Here is a 14311-nt window from a genome sequence, read left to right on the forward strand (position 1 = left end):
CATGGCAATTATCAAAGTCTGGATCGACGAAGGTTGTATCGTCTGCAACGCCTGCGAGGCGGAGTGCGCGGATGTTTTCCACGTCACGGACGATACCTGTGTGATCAACGCGGCGGTGAGGGCCGATGGCCAGACCACCGAGAACCGGGCCGAGATGGCGCCCCTCAAGGCGGACCTGCAGAAGAGCCTGGAGGCCGGCATCGTCGCCGCGGCCGCCGGGTGCCCGGTGACCGTCATCAAGTTCGAGCAGGTGGCCGATGCCGCCCCCGAGGCGCCCGCGCCCGTCAAGGCTCCGGAACCGGTTGCCGTCGAGGCCCCTGCGCCGGCCGCCCCGGTGCAGGCCGCGCCAGAACCGGTGAAGGCCCCCGAGCCCGCGCCGGCGCCCGTCAAGGCTCCGGAACCGGTTGCCGTCGAACCCCCCCCCGCGCCCGCCCCGGAAGCGCCGGCGGCTCCGGAGGCCCCGGCGGCCTATGTCTATGACCTCAAGGCCGCGCCCAACCGTCAGGTCGTGATGCCCAAGACCGTGCCGCTCCCGAGCCTCAGGACCTACCTGGAGGAGCAGGCCGCCCTGGCCGCCGCCGACGAGGCCAAGTGGAAGAAGACCCTCGCCGACTACGAGACCGCCAAGGCCAAGGCCGAGGCCGAGGGCAAGGACGCCCCCAAGGCGCCGGTGCGCCCCGTGCCCAGGCCCGACGCCAATGACATGAAGTTCCCCGCGCCCCAGGCGCCCACGGATCCCGATCTCCTGAGGCTCATGGAGGTCCTGGGCGACAAGGTGGAGGAGGCCTACCAGCAGGGCGGCGAAATGACCTGCCAGGTCCACCGGGACGCCATCCGGGAGGCCCTCGAGCTCTGCCGCGAGGATCCGGCGCTGCGCTACGAGATGCTCGCGGACGAGACGGCGACCCACTATCCGGCGGCCCAGGGCTGGGCCTTCGCGGTGGTCTACCATCTCACCAGCATCCGCCGGCACAAGCGCCTGCGCCTGCGCATCCTGGTGCCGGAGGGCTACGAGCCCGCCAGCGCCGTCCCCGTCTATCCCACGGCCAACTGGCTGGAGCGGGAGATCTGGGACATGCTGGGCATCCGGTTCCAGGAACACCCCGACATGACCCGCATCCTCTGCCCCGAGGACTGGGAGGGCCACGCCCTCCGCAAGGAATATCCGACCCCCGGCCTCGGCCAGCGGGACATCGATTTCCGCGAGGACCGGAGCGGCGTGCTGATGCGCCTCGCGATGGAGAAGGCCGGGAACCTGGGCATCAACCTCCATCCGCCCAAAGCAGAATAGGAGTTCCTTGTGTTCAAGAACGAGGAGATGGAAATAAACATGGGACCGCAGCACCCGTCAACGCACGGGGTGCTGCGCCTGAAGCTGAGACTGGACGGGGAGGTCGTCAAGAAGTGCACCCCCTGCATCGGCTACCTCCACCGCGGGGTCGAGAAGATCTGCGAGAACAAGAGCTTCTTCCAGGGCCAGGTGTGGACGGACCGCATGGACTACACGTCCGCCATCGCCAACAACCTGGGCTGGGCGGAGTCCATCGAGAAGCTCTTCGGCATCACGGTGCCGCGGCGCGCGGTGTACATCCGGACCATGCTCAACGAGTTCAACCGGCTGGCCTCCCACCTGATCTGGCTGGCCACCCACGGCCTCGACATCGGCGCCATGACGGTGTTCATCTACACCTTCCGCGAGCGGGAGGCGATCCTGGACATCTTCGACGCCTTCTGCGGGTCGCGGCTCACCACCACGGCCTTCCGCATCGGCGGGCTGCGCGAGGACCTGCCGCCCGGGTTCGAGAAGAAGGTGCGGGACTTCCTGGCCAAGTTCCCCGACTGCATCAACGAATACGAGACCCTCCTCACGGAGAACCGCATCTGGAAGAAGCGCACCATCGGCGTGGGTATCCTGAAGGCCGAGGACGCCATCGCCATGGGCGTGACCGGGCCGGTGCTGAGGGCGGCCGGGGTGTCCTACGACATCCGCAAGGCCTTCCCCTACGCGGCCTACGCGGAGATGGACTTCGAGGTGCCCACCCGCACCGAGGCCGATACCTACGCCAGGTATCTTGTCCGCCTGGAAGAGATGCGCCAGAGCGCGCGGATCATCCAGCAGTGCATCGACGGGCTGCCGGAAGGTCCCGTGATGGCCAAGCTCCCCAAGGTGCTCCGCTCCGAGGTGAACGAGGTCTACCACGCCACCGAGGCCCCCAAGGGCGAACTGGGCTACTACCTGGTGGGCGAGAAGGGTTCGCTGAACCCCTACCGCTTCCACGTGCGGGCCCCGGGCTTCATCAACCTCCAGGCCCTGCCCATGATGATCGAGGGTGGCCTGGTGGCCGACGTGATCGCCACGATCGGAACGCTTGACGTGGTCCTGGGAGAGATCGACCGATGAACGCAACCCCCGAGCTGACCCTCCTCCAGACCTCCGTGATGGCCGTCATCCAGGCCGTGTGCGTGGTCCTCTTCATCTTCATCATCGTGCCGCTGACCATCTACGCGGAACGCAAGGTGCTGGGCCACGCCCAGGACCGCCTGGGCGCGACCCGCATCGCGGGCCACCGCGTCGGGCTCACGGGCTGGCTGAACCGCGGCATGTGGCGCATGGGCAAGGTGCCCTTCCTGTCCTACTGGCGCGGGCTGCCGATGCTGGTGGGCGACATCGCCAAGCTGTTCCTCAAGGAGGACATCGTCCCCACCAAGGCCGACCGGGCCATCTTCCTGGTCGCTCCCGCCCTTTCGCTGATCGCGTCGGTGGTGGTGTTCGCGGCGGTGAGCTTCTACCCCGGCGCGCTGTTCACCTTCCCGAAGTTCGTGCCGATCCTCGGGGGCGTGCCCTTCAACGGCTTCATCACCGACATGAACGTGGGCCTGCTGTTCATCCTGGGTATCGCCTCGGTGGGCGTCTACGGGATCGTGCTGGGCGCCTGGGCCTCCAATTCCAAGTACCCCCTCCTGGGCGGCCTGCGATCCGGCGCCCAGATCGTCAGCTACGAAGTGCCCCTGACGCTCAGCCTGCTGGTGCCGGTGGTGCTCACCGGGACCCTGAACTTCAACGAGATGACCCGAAAGCTGGCCCTGGAGACGTCCCCCATCGCCGCGCCGCTCATGGCGGTGGGCTTCCTGGTCTACTTCACCTGCGGCTTCGCCGAGACCAACCGCATGCCCTTCGACATGCCAGAGGCCGAGAACGAGCTGGTGGCCGGGTTCCATACGGAATACTCGGGCATGCGCTTCGGGTTCTTCTACCTGGCCGAGTACATCAACATGGTGGTCGTGGCGGCCCTGGCCAGCGCCTTCTTCCTGGGCGGACCCTACCTGGTGCCCTTCGGGCTGCACCGCTTCGTCCAGAACTGGCCCCTCGTCGGCGCGCCCAACGCGCTTTGGTACGTCGTGAAGATGATCTTCCTGCTGTTCGTCTTCATCTGGGTGCGGGGGACCATTCCCCGCTACCGGTACGACCAGGTCATGGCAGTGGCGTGGAAATATCTGATTCCTTTCACGCTTGTCCTTGTGGTGCTGGCTGCGGCCGTGCGCTACGCGGCCTAGGGGAGTGAGTATGCGCAAGTTCCTAAAGACATTGTTCCCGGTCGACATCTTCAAGGGCATGAAGCTGACGGGCACGCACTTCGCGAAGGTGTTCGCCACGGCGAACCGGCGCAAGGTGAAGATGCACGTCACCGAGGAGTACCCGGAGGTGCCCGTGAAGCTGGCGCCCCGGTTCCGCGGGCGGCTCACCATGCTCAAGGACGAGCAGGGCGAGATCAAGTGCGTGTGCTGCCTGGCCTGCGAGAAGATCTGCCCGACCCAGGTGATCACCATCGAGAGCGGGAAGAAGGAGGGGCGCAAGACCAAGATCCCCACCCGCTACGACTTCGAGATGGAGCGCTGCATCTTCTGCGAGTTCTGCGTGGAGAGCTGCGGGTTCGACTCCATCATCCTTAACCACCAGTTCGAACTGGCGGCCTACAACCGCGAGGACTTCTCCATCGGCATGCTGGGCGAGTCCCAGAACATGTTCGGGCTGACCCCGGTCGGCAAGTTCTCCTATTCGGACGAGGACTGAACCCATGGTCGAAACCTTCCTGGCCTTCATCGGACACAACATGTTCCTGCTCTTCGGCCTCATGGCCGTGGGCGGGGCCCTGGCCCTCGTCTTTTCCAAGAACGCGGTGCACAGCGTGGTGGGCTTCCTCTTCGCCATGCTCTCCATCGCGGGCTGCTACCTCTGCATGAGCGCCGAGTTCCTGGCGGTGGCCCAGCTCCTGGTCTACGCGGGGGGCATCGTTGTGCTGTTCCTCTTCGTGGTCATGCTGGTGGAGATGACCAAGTACAAGGAAAAGGGCCTGTTCCAGTCCCAGACGCCCTACGCGCTGGTGGCGGTGGCCGTCGGCGCCGCGGCCATCGTCGGCGTTTTCGTGAGCACCTTCTTCACCAAGGGCGCGGAGGTTGCGCTTACGCTCGACCCGGACCTCGCCCGGGGCCTGGACGTGGCCAAGGAGAACTCCCAGGCCGTGAGCCGAGGGCTCTTCGCGGGCTACCTGCTGCCCTTCGAGATCCTCTCGGTGATCCTGCTGGTGGCCCTGATCGGCGCCGTGACGCTGGCCAAGAAGGAAAGGGTGTAGACCAATGGCATCCATGAATACCGTCCTCTTCATCTCCTTCCTGCTGTTCTCGGTGGGCGTGGCCGGGGTGCTCGTGCGCCGCAACGCCCTGGTGATCCTCATGTGCGTGGAGCTCATGCTCAACGCCGCCAACCTGAACCTCGTGGCCTTCGCGCGCCACGCTGGCACCGTGGCGGGACAGGCCTTCGCCCTTCTGGTGATGGGCCTGGCCGCGGCGGAGGTGGCCATCGGCCTCGCGCTGGTGGTGGCCCTCTACCGCAAGAAGGACACCATCCAGGTGGACCAGATCAACCTTCTCAAGGGCTGAGCATGACCCCTCCTTTGACGACTTTGACCCAGGTGAACGCATGATCATGGAACACGCAGTCCTGAGCACGCCACTCCACAGTTCCGTGCTCTGGCTCATCCCCTTCCTGCCGCTGTTCGGCGCCATCCTGAACGGCGCCACGGGGCGCACCCTGAAGAACAACAAGCTGGTGGACCTCATCGCCCTGGGTTCCGTGGCGGCGTCCTTCCTGCTGGTGTGCTGGACCTTCATCCAGCTCATGGGCATGGAGCCGGCGAACCGGTCCGTGACCCAGACGGTGTGGACCTGGCTGAGCCTGGGCGACGCCCAGGTGCTGGGCGGGCTGACCCACAACACCATGGCCTGGGCCTACAAGGTGGATCCCCTCTCGGCCTGCATGGGCCTGCTGGTGACCGGGGTGGGCTTCCTCATCCACCTGTTCTCCACGGGGTACATGGCCGATGAGCGCAAGAACGGCGAGTACTACCGGTTCATGGCCTACCTGAACCTCTTCATCTTCTCCATGCTCAACCTGGTGCTGGGCGCGAACATGATCATCATGTTCCTGGGCTGGGAAGGGGTGGGGCTTTGCAGCTACCTGCTGATCGGCTTCTACTTCGACCGCGAGTACGCGGCGGTGGCGGGCAAGAAGGCCTTCGTCACCAACCGCATCGGCGACTTCGGGTTCCTCATCGGGTTCTTCCTGATCTTCATGATCTACGGCTCGGTGGACTTCGACACGCTCATGGGCATGACCCGGGACATCCTGGCCCGGCCCGAGATCACCCTCTTCGGCGTCTCCCATGCCCCCACCTGGTGGTTCAACCTCATCGGCTGCTGCCTGTTCCTGGGCGCCTGCGGCAAGAGCGCCCAGATTCCCCTCTACGTCTGGCTTCCGGACGCCATGGCGGGCCCGACCCCGGTCAGCGCCCTGATCCACGCGGCCACCATGGTCACCTCGGGCCTCTACATGATCGCCCGGCTGAACTTCATCTACGTCAACGCGCCGGCGGCCCTCTCCCTGGTGCTGTTCATCGGCGCCCTCACGGCGCTGGTCGCGGCCAGCATGGGCCTGGCGCAGTACGACATCAAGAAGGTGCTGGCCTACTCCACGGTGAGCCAGCTGGGCTTCATGTTCATGGGCATGGGCGCGGGGGCCTTCTCGGCCGGCATGTTCCATGTCTTCACCCACGCCTTCTTCAAGGCCGCCCTCTTCCTCGGGTCCGGCTCCGTGATCATGGCCTGCCACCACGAGCAGGACATGCGCAACATGGGCGGTTTGAGAAAATACATGCCGTGGACCTTCGCGTCCATGGGCATCGCGACCATTGCCATCGCCGGCATCTTCCCCTTCTCGGGCTTCTTCTCCAAGGACGAGATCCTCTGGAAGGTGTTCGAGGGCTGGTTCGCGGGCGGCACCTACCAGGGCTCCACCCTCAGCCTCGTGGCGTGGTGCATGGGCATGATTGCGGCCTTCATGACGGCCTTCTACATGGTCCGGCTGATGGCCATGACCTTCTTCGGCGAGTACCGGGGCGCGGGGCATGACCCCCACCACCTCACCGTCCCCTCCGAGGTCCACCACGCCGCCGATGACCATGCCGGGCACGACGACCACGCGGGCCATGACGCCCATGCCGGCCACGCGCACGCCCCGCACGAGGTGCCCTGGAACATGTGGGTCCCCGTTGCGCTGCTGGCGCTCCTGGCCCTGGTGGGCGGCTTCCTGAACATTCCCCACAGCCTCCACTGGATCGGCAGCGGCCACTTCAGCGAGTGGATCGCCCCGCTGCTCTACCAGACCCACGCCCACGAGGCCCACGGCGCCGTCCCGGCCATGGAATACATCCTGATGTTCGTGGCCACCGTCGTGTGGGCCCCGGCCGCCATGGCCCTGGCCTGGTGGTTCTACGGCGCGGATCCCACCTGGTCCAAGCCCAGGGCCTTCGTGAAGCGGTTCCCCGAGCTGTTCGAGTGGGTGAACGCCAAGTACTACATCGACGAGTTCTACGAAGCCGCCTTCATCGGCCCCTGCAAGCAGCTGGGGGCCCAGCTGTGGGCCTTCGACACCTGGGCGGTGGACGGCATGGTGAACGGCGCGGCGCGCTTCACCCTCGTCAGCAGCCACGCCCTGCACTGGTTCGACGCCAGGATCATCGACGGCCTCGTGAACCTGGTGGCGTGGGTGCTCCAGCAGGTCGCCGGGGGCTTCCGCAAGCTCCAGAGCGGCCGGGTCCAGAACTACGCCTTCGTCATGTTCCTGGGCTTCCTGGTTTTCGCCTTCTGGAAGTTCCTGGCCTAGCCCTTCCTGCTTTCGCTTGTTCCGTTCGACCGTTAGACGATCTCTGGAGTCACCATGAGTCCCTGGCAAAACCTCCCGTTGTGGGTCACCGTCCTCCCCCTCCTCGGGGCCCTCTTCCTCCTCTTCGTGCCGAAGGAGAGTCGAAGGACCTTTGAACTGGGGGCCCTGGCCTTCACGGTGGCCGACTTCCTCCTGAGCATCCCGCTCTGGTTCCAGTACGACCGCTCCAGCGCCGCGGTCCAGTGGGCCTATTCCTGCGACTGGATTCCGAGCATCGGGGTCAAGTTCAGCGTGGGCATGGACGGCATCAGCCTGGTGCTGCTGCTGCTCACCACCCTCCTGGGGTTCATCGTGGTGTGGTGCTCGTTCACGGCCATCCTGGAGCGCCACAAGGAGTACTACATCTGGCTGCTGGTCATGCAGTTCAGCATGCTGGGGGTCTTCATCACCCAGGACATGTTCCAGTTCTACCTCTTCTGGGAACTGATGCTGGTGCCCATGTACTTCCTGATCGCCATCTGGGGCGGGCCCCAGAAGCTCTACGCGGCCATCAAGCTCTTCCTCTACACCCTGGCGGGCTCGGTGCTGATGCTGGTGGCCATCCTGGCCATCTACTTCCTCCAGTTCAAGACCACCGGCCACTACGACATGTCCATCGCCTCGTTCCAGGCCATGGCGGCGACGGTCGGCGCGCAGTCCCACACCTTCCAGACGCTCCTGGCGGTGGCCTTCTTCCTGGGCTTCGCCATCAAGGTGCCCATGTTCCCCTTCCACACCTGGCTGCCTGACGCCCACGTGGAGGCCCCCACCGCGGGCTCCGTGGTGCTGGCCGGCGTGCTCCTGAAGATGGGCACCTACGGCTTCCTGCGCTTCCTGCTGCCCATCGCCCCGGACGCCACCAAGGAGCTGATGCCCTGGTTCATGACCCTGGCCATCATCGGCGTCATCTACGGCGCGCTCGTGGCCATGATCCAGAAGGACATGAAAAAGCTCGTGGCCTACTCCTCCGTGAGCCACCTGGGCCTGTGCATGCTGGGCATCTTCGCCCTGAACCCCAACGGCATCACCGGCGGCATCCTCCAGATGCTCAACCACGGCATCTCCACGTCCGCGCTCTTCCTCATCGTGGGCATCGTCTACGAGCGCCGCCACACCCGGCTCATCGCGGAATACGGCGGGCTGTCCAAGACCATGCCCATCTACGCGACGGTCTTCCTGATCATGACCATGAGCAGCATCGGGCTCCCGGGCCTCAACGGCTTCATCGGGGAGTTCGCCATCCTGCAGGGCGCCTTCCAGGCCGCGCCCTGGATCGCGGTGGTGGCCACCACGGGCATCATCCTGGGCGCCGCCTACATGCTCTGGCTCTACCAGCGGGCCATGTTCGGGCCCATCAACGAGACCAACACCAAGATGGCCGACCTGAACCTGCGCGAGATCGCCTACTTCGTGCCCCTGCTCATCGCGGCCTTCTGGATCGGCCTCTATCCCAAGCCGCTCCTGGCCATCCTGGACAAGCCCGTCGAGAAGCTGGTGACCCAGGTGAACCCCTCCTTCTACAAGCAGCAGCCCCTCACGGCCGCCCAGCGCGAGGCCGCCAGGCGCGGCATGGCCGCCATGGCCGCCCCGGCCCATGCCGAGGGATCCGCCGAAGGGCACGCCGAGACCAGCCATGGAGGGGGTGAGTAATGTCCTTCGCCGCCGGCTTGTGGGGGACCCTGGTCAGGGATCTTCCGCTCATCTACCCGCAGCTCCTCATCCTGGTGGCCGCCACGGTCATGCTCTGGCCGGGCGACATGTTCGTGCCCAAGGGCGGGAAGAGCCAGTGGGCCTTCATCACCGTCCTGGTCCTCGTGGCCGCGGGGTTCCTCGTCAGCCGTACGCCTCCGGGCGCGGGCTTCTCCCGCATGTATCAGGTGGACGGCATCACCCGGGGCTTCCAGTACCTGTGCCTCGCCGCGGGCGTGATCACCGTGCTCCTGAGCCAGCTTCAGCTGGACCTGCACAAGGACCAGTCCGTGGAGTACTACTCCCTGATCCTCTTCTCGGTGACGGGCATGCTGTTCCTGGTGGGGGCCACCGACCTGGTGTCCATCTACTTCTCCCTGGAGCTCATGGCGCTCTGCATCTACATCCTGGTGGCGTACTTCCGCGAACAGGAGCGGAGCATCGAGGCGGGGGTGAAGTACTTCCTGCTGGGGGCCTTCTCCAGCGGCATCCTCCTGTTCGGGATCAGCCTCCTGTTCGCCGCCACGGGCGGCGTCACCACCAACCTCGCGGACCTCAACGAGAAGCTGGCCCTTCTGCCCATGTCCAGCAACCTGCTGGTGTTCCTGGGAATCCTCATGGTGCTGGTGGGCTTCTGCTTCAAGGTGGCCGCCGTCCCCTTCCACATGTGGAGCCCGGACGCCTATGACGGCGCCCCCACGGCCATCACCGCGTTCATGTCCATGGCCCCCAAGGCGGCCTCCCTGGCGGCCTTCGCGCGGGTCTTCGGATCGGGCTTCGGCGGCCTCCACGGCGAGTGGATGGCGCCCCTGGCCTTCGTGGCCGGAGCCAGCATGATCCTGGGCAACATCGCCGCCCTCCGTCAGCAGACCATGAAGCGGCTGCTGGCCTATTCCAGCATCGCCCACGTGGGCTACATGCTGCTGGGCGTGCTCAGCTCCAACGTGCCGGGCGGGGTGCAGGCCATCTGGCTCTACATGCTCACCTACCTGCTCATGCAGAGCGGGGCCTTCGGGATCATCATCTACCTCCAAGGCAAGGGCGAAGGGGAGCGCATCGAGGACTTCCGGGGGCTGTCCCGCACCCGGCCGGTGCTGGCCTTCGCCATGATGGTCATCCTGCTGAGCCTGGCGGGCATACCGCCCCTGGTGGGCTTCTTCAGCAAGTTCTACCTGTTCAAGCTGGCCATCGAGCAGGGCCACGTCACCCTCACGGTCATCGCGCTGCTCACCAGCGCCGTGGCGGCCTACTACTACCTGGCCGTGGTGGCGGCGATGTACTTCAAGGAGCCCGCCGAAGGCGAAGTCAAGCCCATGGGCGGGATCACCGGCCTGGTGGTGGGCGTCTCCTGCGCCCTGGTGCTGGTGGGGACCCTCTTCGGGGCCTACCTGCTGGACTGGGCCGCCACGATCCTCTAGAGCACCTGGTCCCGTCGCCGGCAGCCTCCCCCCGGGGGACTGCCGGCGATGGCCGTTAGAATAGGCGATAATCAGACCAGAGGCGGGTGCCGGCATGCTGTTCCAGCGCAAGGACAAGGGGGTCGATCCCCGTGAACGGGCCCTGTGGGGCGATCTCATGGGGCTGGGCATGGTGTTTCCCATCGCCATCGTCGCGGGCTTCTTCCTGGGGCGCTGGATCGGAGGGCTCTTCGGGCACCCCCGGGCCGGCATGTGGGTGGGCCTGGCGTGGGGCGTGGCCACGGGTTTCTGGGAGCTGTACAAGACCACCGTGCGGCTGGACCGCTATGACGAGGCCGAAAAAAAGGAGAAGGACGATTCCCATGGCGGCTGAGGACGGGGGGACCCACCACCTGGTCCGCATCAACCGGATCCAGCTGGCCCTGGTGCCCCTGGGCGCGGCGGGGTGGGGTCTCGCGCGGTCCTGGCGGGGGGCCCTGGTGTTCGCGGCGGGCGGAGCGGCCAGCCTCCTGTTCTGGAACCTCCACCGGTGGGTGGTGACGGGCATGCTGACCCCTTCCGTGAGGCGGAGGTGGCTCTTCGGGTTCCTGGTACTGGCCAAACTGGCGTTGATCGTGCTTCTCCTGCGTGGGATGATGGTCTGCTTCCCTTCGGAAGTCCTACCCTTCGTCACCGGGATTCTCCTTTTCAGCGTTTCCATCGTGCTGGAAGCGTTATGGTTGATCTTCCGGCCTGACTGAGCACCCGAGGTCCCCACCATGGAACACCATGCGTCTTTTCTCGCGGTCCTGCTGACCAACCTCCTGGGGCTGGCCAGGCACCCGTGGGGCGCCTTCGCCCACGGCGAGGCCCTCTCGGTCCTGGAGCGCTACGACCACCTCCTCATCTCGGTCCTGGCGGCCCTGGTGACGGTCATCCTGGTGCTGATGGTGCGGGCGAAGCTGGTGCGCGTCCCGGGCCCCCTGCAGCAGACCATGGAATACCTGGTGAGCTTCGTGCGCACCCTGGTGTCGGACAACGTGGCGCACCATCCGGACCGCTACGTGCCCCTCATCGGCACCCTGGGCGTCTTCGTCCTGCTGAACAACCTCTTCGGCCTGATCCCCGGCCTGGGCTCGGGCACGGCCAACTACAACGTGACCCTGGGCTGCGCCCTGGTGGTGTTCCTCTACTACAACTTCCACGGCATGCGCGAGCACGGCGTCGGGAAGTACCTGGGCCACTTCGCGGGCCCGGTGTGGTTCCTGTGGATCCTCATGTGGCCGCTCGAGGTCCTGGGCCTGTTCTCCCGGATTCTCAGCCACAGCCTGCGCCTGTTCGGCAACATCGCCGGCGAGCACGTGGTGACCGGCATCTTCTTCGGCCTGGCCCCCCTGGTGGTGCCGGTGCCCCTGGCGATCATGGGCCTGTTCTTCGGCCTGATCCAGACCTTCGTGTTCATCATGCTCGCCACGATCTACGTGTCCGGAGCCGTCGCGCACGAGCACTAGCCCCGTTTCCAACCGGACGTCGGGATTCCGAACCCCGCGCCCCCCTTTTCCGAGGTTTCCCATGAAGAAGTTCTTCGTCACCGCCTTCCTGTTCACCCTGGCCGTCGCCGCCTTCGCCCAGGTCCCCGGCGCCGCCGCCCCCGGCATCTTCGAAGGCAAGTTCCTGGCCCACATCGCTCTCGCCATCGCGGCCGCCGGCTGCGGCATGGCCCAGGGCAAGGCCGTGGTCGCCGCCTGCGAGGGCATCGCGCGCAACCCCCAGGCCGCCGGCAACATCCGCACGACCATGATCATCGGCCTGGCCCTCATCGAGGCCCTGGTGATCTACGTGCTCGTGGCCGCCTTCGCCGTCAAGTAGACCGGAGTCCACCGGGACGGGGCCCGCGCCCCGTCCCGGTTTTTATTCAAAGAAATCCTTAGCTTTCGTCGTTTTTTTCGCAGTACAATCCTCCACGGCAATTGGCGGTGAGGTTGTCTTCAATATTCGAATATGGAGGCCCCATGTTGAACATTCAGACCCGCCAGGAAGGCAACGCATCCGTCGTTACCATCCAGGGCAAGGTCAACTTCGAGGTGACGGCCCAGCTGCGGGACGTGATCCGGGACACCGTGACCACGCTCCAGCCCAAGCTGCTCGTCATCAACCTCGAGAGCGTGTCCTTCATCGATTCCTCGGGGTTGGGGCTTCTCGTGGCCGCCCGGAACAGCGTGGACAAGAACAACGGCAAGCTCCACCTCTGCGCCCTTCCGCCCCAGGTGAAGAAGACCTTCGACCAGACGAACCTCACGAACTACTTCTCCATCTTCACGACGGAGCAGGACGCGCTTCGCGGGGCCTGAGGCATGCAAAAAGGCGTCGTGCTGGTCGTCGATGACGAAGCGCCCATACGGGATATCCTCAGCTTCTACCTCAAGCGCGCCGGCTACACGGTCCTCCTGGCCGAAAACGGCCGGGTGGCCCTGGACGAGATGGCGAAGCTGCAGCCCGACCTCATCCTTTCGGACCTCCGGATGCCGGAGATGGCCGGGGATGAGCTCTGCCAGGCGGTGAAGGGGAACCCCCGCACCCGGGACACGTTCTTCGTGCTCGTGTCGGCCCTGGACGGCACGGCCTCCAAGATCGGCGGGCTGAACCTGGGCGCCGACGACATGATCTCCAAGCCCTTCCACGCCCAGGAGGTGATGGCGAAGGTGGAATCGGCCTTCCGCATCATCGGCATGCAGAAGGAGATCAAGCGCCAGAACCTGGAACTGACCCGTTTCCAGGAACGGATGACCGCCGAGTTGAGTCTCGCGGCGCGCCTCCAGGTGGGCCTGCTGCCGCCCATCCCGGGGCAGGCGGGAAACATCCGCTACACCCACCGCTATCTGCCCGCGGAGGGCATCGGTGGGGACATCTACGCCATCCTCAACCTGCCCGACGACAGCGTGGCCCTGATGATTGCCGACGTGAGCGGGCACGGCGTGACCGCCGCCCTCATCTCCGCCATGGTGAAGACCTGCTTCGAGAACCAGGTGCGCTTCGGCCACGGACCCCTGGCCTGGGCCCAGGCCATGAACCGGGACCTGGCGCGCAGCACGCTGGCGGAGCAGTTCGCGACGGCCTTCCTGGCGCGCCTGGACCCGGCCTCCGATATCCTGCAGTACGTTGCCGCGGGCCATGTGGCGCCGATGCTCATCTCCCAGGGTGCTTCCGGCGGTCCGCGGATCCCCACGGTCCTGGGGGAGCGGGGCTTCATGCTGGGCATCGACGAGGGCCTCCAGTTCCACCAGCAGACCTGCCCCTTCATGAAGGGCGACCGGCTCATCGTCTACACGGATGGTCTGGTGGAGGTGGAGCGGGAGGACCGGTCGTTCCTGGGGGACGAGGGTCTCCTGGAGATCTGCTCCGACCTGCCCGCCGACGAGGAGGCGGCAGCGGACCACATCGTGCACCGGGCGGTGACCTTCAACGACTCCACGCCCTTCTCGGACGACGTGACCCTCGTGGTGTTGGACAGGCTGGGATAGCAGGCACCTCCAACGGTGGGCATCCCTATCCGGAGCGGTCTCCCTTGGCCGGACGGCCGGGTCGGACCAGAGCCCACCATTCGGGACGCCGGAGCACCAGTCCCGCCCAGAGCGCCACGCCCAGATAGGCCGGGAACAGGGTGTGGCTGATCCAAGGCGCTCCGAGGCGGAACTGGGCCGATGCCGCTCCGCCCAGGAAGGCCGTCAACCAGAGGGCGCCCAGGCCGGCGGTCGCCGGCCAGACGTAGAGCAGGGCGCCGCCCAGGACCAGGAACCCGATGACCGGAACGCTGGTCTCCGCAAACCCAAGCCCCACGGTCGCCTGGACGGCAGGGTTGGCGCGCGCGATCTTCGTCAGGCCGTCCATCAACAGGAATAGCAGCGCGACTCCGCTCAGAAGGCGCCCTGTCCAGATCCGGGTGGCTGCCATTTGAGACCTCCTCTCA

General features: G+C 65.9%; 16 protein-coding genes. 15 read left to right on the forward strand and 1 reads right to left on the reverse strand.

Annotated elements, in window-relative coordinates; all coding sequences use genetic code 11:
• Position 1 precedes the first annotated feature (1 nt).
• The 15 genes from ACZ5MC_RS00510 (at position 2) to ACZ5MC_RS00580 (ending at position 13865) form a co-directional block, all read left to right on the forward strand.
• On the forward strand, positions 2 to 1291 hold the full coding sequence (locus ACZ5MC_RS00510; RefSeq protein ID WP_464516826.1) for an NADH-quinone oxidoreductase subunit C: 1290 nt from the start codon (positions 2 to 4) through the stop codon (positions 1289 to 1291).
• Positions 1292 to 1330: 39 nt separating this feature from the next.
• Positions 1331 to 2401 carry an NADH-quinone oxidoreductase subunit D gene (locus ACZ5MC_RS00515; protein WP_464516827.1) on the forward strand — a complete coding sequence of 357 codons (1071 nt, stop codon included), beginning with the start codon at positions 1331 to 1333 and terminating at the stop codon, positions 2399 to 2401.
• Positions 2398 to 3555 carry a complex I subunit 1/NuoH family protein gene (locus tag ACZ5MC_RS00520; RefSeq protein ID WP_306598296.1) on the forward strand — a complete coding sequence of 386 codons (1158 nt, stop codon included), beginning with the start codon at positions 2398 to 2400 and terminating at the stop codon, positions 3553 to 3555. Before ACZ5MC_RS00515 ends, ACZ5MC_RS00520 begins: the two co-directional genes overlap by 4 nt.
• 10 nt (positions 3556 to 3565) lie before the next feature.
• Positions 3566 to 4072: a NuoI/complex I 23 kDa subunit family protein gene (locus tag ACZ5MC_RS00525; protein WP_306598297.1), complete on the forward strand. Its 507-nt coding sequence runs from the start codon at positions 3566 to 3568 to the stop codon at positions 4070 to 4072.
• Positions 4073 to 4076: 4 nt separating this feature from the next.
• Positions 4077 to 4631: an NADH-quinone oxidoreductase subunit J family protein gene (locus ACZ5MC_RS00530; RefSeq protein ID WP_306598298.1), complete on the forward strand. Its 555-nt coding sequence runs from the start codon at positions 4077 to 4079 to the stop codon at positions 4629 to 4631.
• A 4-nt stretch (positions 4632 to 4635) separates the two neighbouring features.
• Positions 4636 to 4938 (forward strand): NADH-quinone oxidoreductase subunit NuoK, encoded by a 303-nt coding sequence (nuoK, locus tag ACZ5MC_RS00535; RefSeq protein WP_306598299.1) that lies wholly within the window; start codon positions 4636 to 4638, stop codon positions 4936 to 4938.
• Positions 4939 to 4978: 40 nt separating this feature from the next.
• Entirely contained in the window at positions 4979 to 7219 is a 2241-nt protein-coding gene (gene nuoL, locus ACZ5MC_RS00540; RefSeq protein WP_306598300.1) for an NADH-quinone oxidoreductase subunit L, read from the forward strand.
• Positions 7220 to 7273: 54 nt separating this feature from the next.
• On the forward strand, positions 7274 to 8908 hold the full coding sequence (locus ACZ5MC_RS00545; RefSeq protein ID WP_464516828.1) for a complex I subunit 4 family protein: 1635 nt from the start codon (positions 7274 to 7276) through the stop codon (positions 8906 to 8908).
• On the forward strand, positions 8908 to 10365 hold the full coding sequence (locus ACZ5MC_RS00550; protein ID WP_306598302.1) for an NADH-quinone oxidoreductase subunit N: 1458 nt from the start codon (positions 8908 to 8910) through the stop codon (positions 10363 to 10365). The genes ACZ5MC_RS00545 and ACZ5MC_RS00550 overlap by 1 nt, the downstream gene beginning before the upstream one ends.
• Positions 10366 to 10459: 94 nt before the next feature.
• Positions 10460 to 10738, forward strand: a complete 279-nt coding sequence (locus ACZ5MC_RS00555) for an AtpZ/AtpI family protein (RefSeq protein ID WP_464516829.1) — start codon at positions 10460 to 10462, stop codon at positions 10736 to 10738.
• Complete coding sequence (locus ACZ5MC_RS00560; protein ID WP_306598304.1) at positions 10728 to 11105, forward strand: ATP synthase subunit I; 378 nt, start codon at positions 10728 to 10730, stop codon at positions 11103 to 11105. The genes ACZ5MC_RS00555 and ACZ5MC_RS00560 overlap by 11 nt, the downstream gene beginning before the upstream one ends.
• 18 nt (positions 11106 to 11123) lie before the next feature.
• Entirely contained in the window at positions 11124 to 11855 is a 732-nt protein-coding gene (atpB, locus tag ACZ5MC_RS00565; RefSeq protein WP_306598305.1) for a F0F1 ATP synthase subunit A, read from the forward strand.
• A 61-nt stretch (positions 11856 to 11916) separates the two neighbouring features.
• Entirely contained in the window at positions 11917 to 12213 is a 297-nt protein-coding gene (locus ACZ5MC_RS00570) for an ATP synthase F0 subunit C (RefSeq protein ID WP_306598306.1), read from the forward strand.
• A 143-nt stretch (positions 12214 to 12356) separates the two neighbouring features.
• The gene (locus ACZ5MC_RS00575) at positions 12357 to 12695 is read left to right on the forward strand and encodes an STAS domain-containing protein (protein WP_306598308.1); all 339 of its coding nucleotides are present in this window, start codon (positions 12357 to 12359) and stop codon (positions 12693 to 12695) included.
• A 3-nt stretch (positions 12696 to 12698) separates the two neighbouring features.
• On the forward strand, positions 12699 to 13865 hold the full coding sequence (locus ACZ5MC_RS00580; RefSeq protein ID WP_306598310.1) for a PP2C family protein-serine/threonine phosphatase: 1167 nt from the start codon (positions 12699 to 12701) through the stop codon (positions 13863 to 13865).
• Between the two features lie 25 nt (positions 13866 to 13890).
• Here ACZ5MC_RS00580 and ACZ5MC_RS00585 read toward each other — a convergent pair whose 3' ends face one another.
• Positions 13891 to 14295: a DoxX family protein gene (locus tag ACZ5MC_RS00585; protein ID WP_464516830.1), complete on the reverse strand. Its 405-nt coding sequence runs from the start codon at positions 14293 to 14295 to the stop codon at positions 13891 to 13893.
• Positions 14296 to 14311: the final 16 nt, after the last annotated feature.

Source organism: Mesoterricola sp. JemC181 (genome assembly GCF_055384585.1).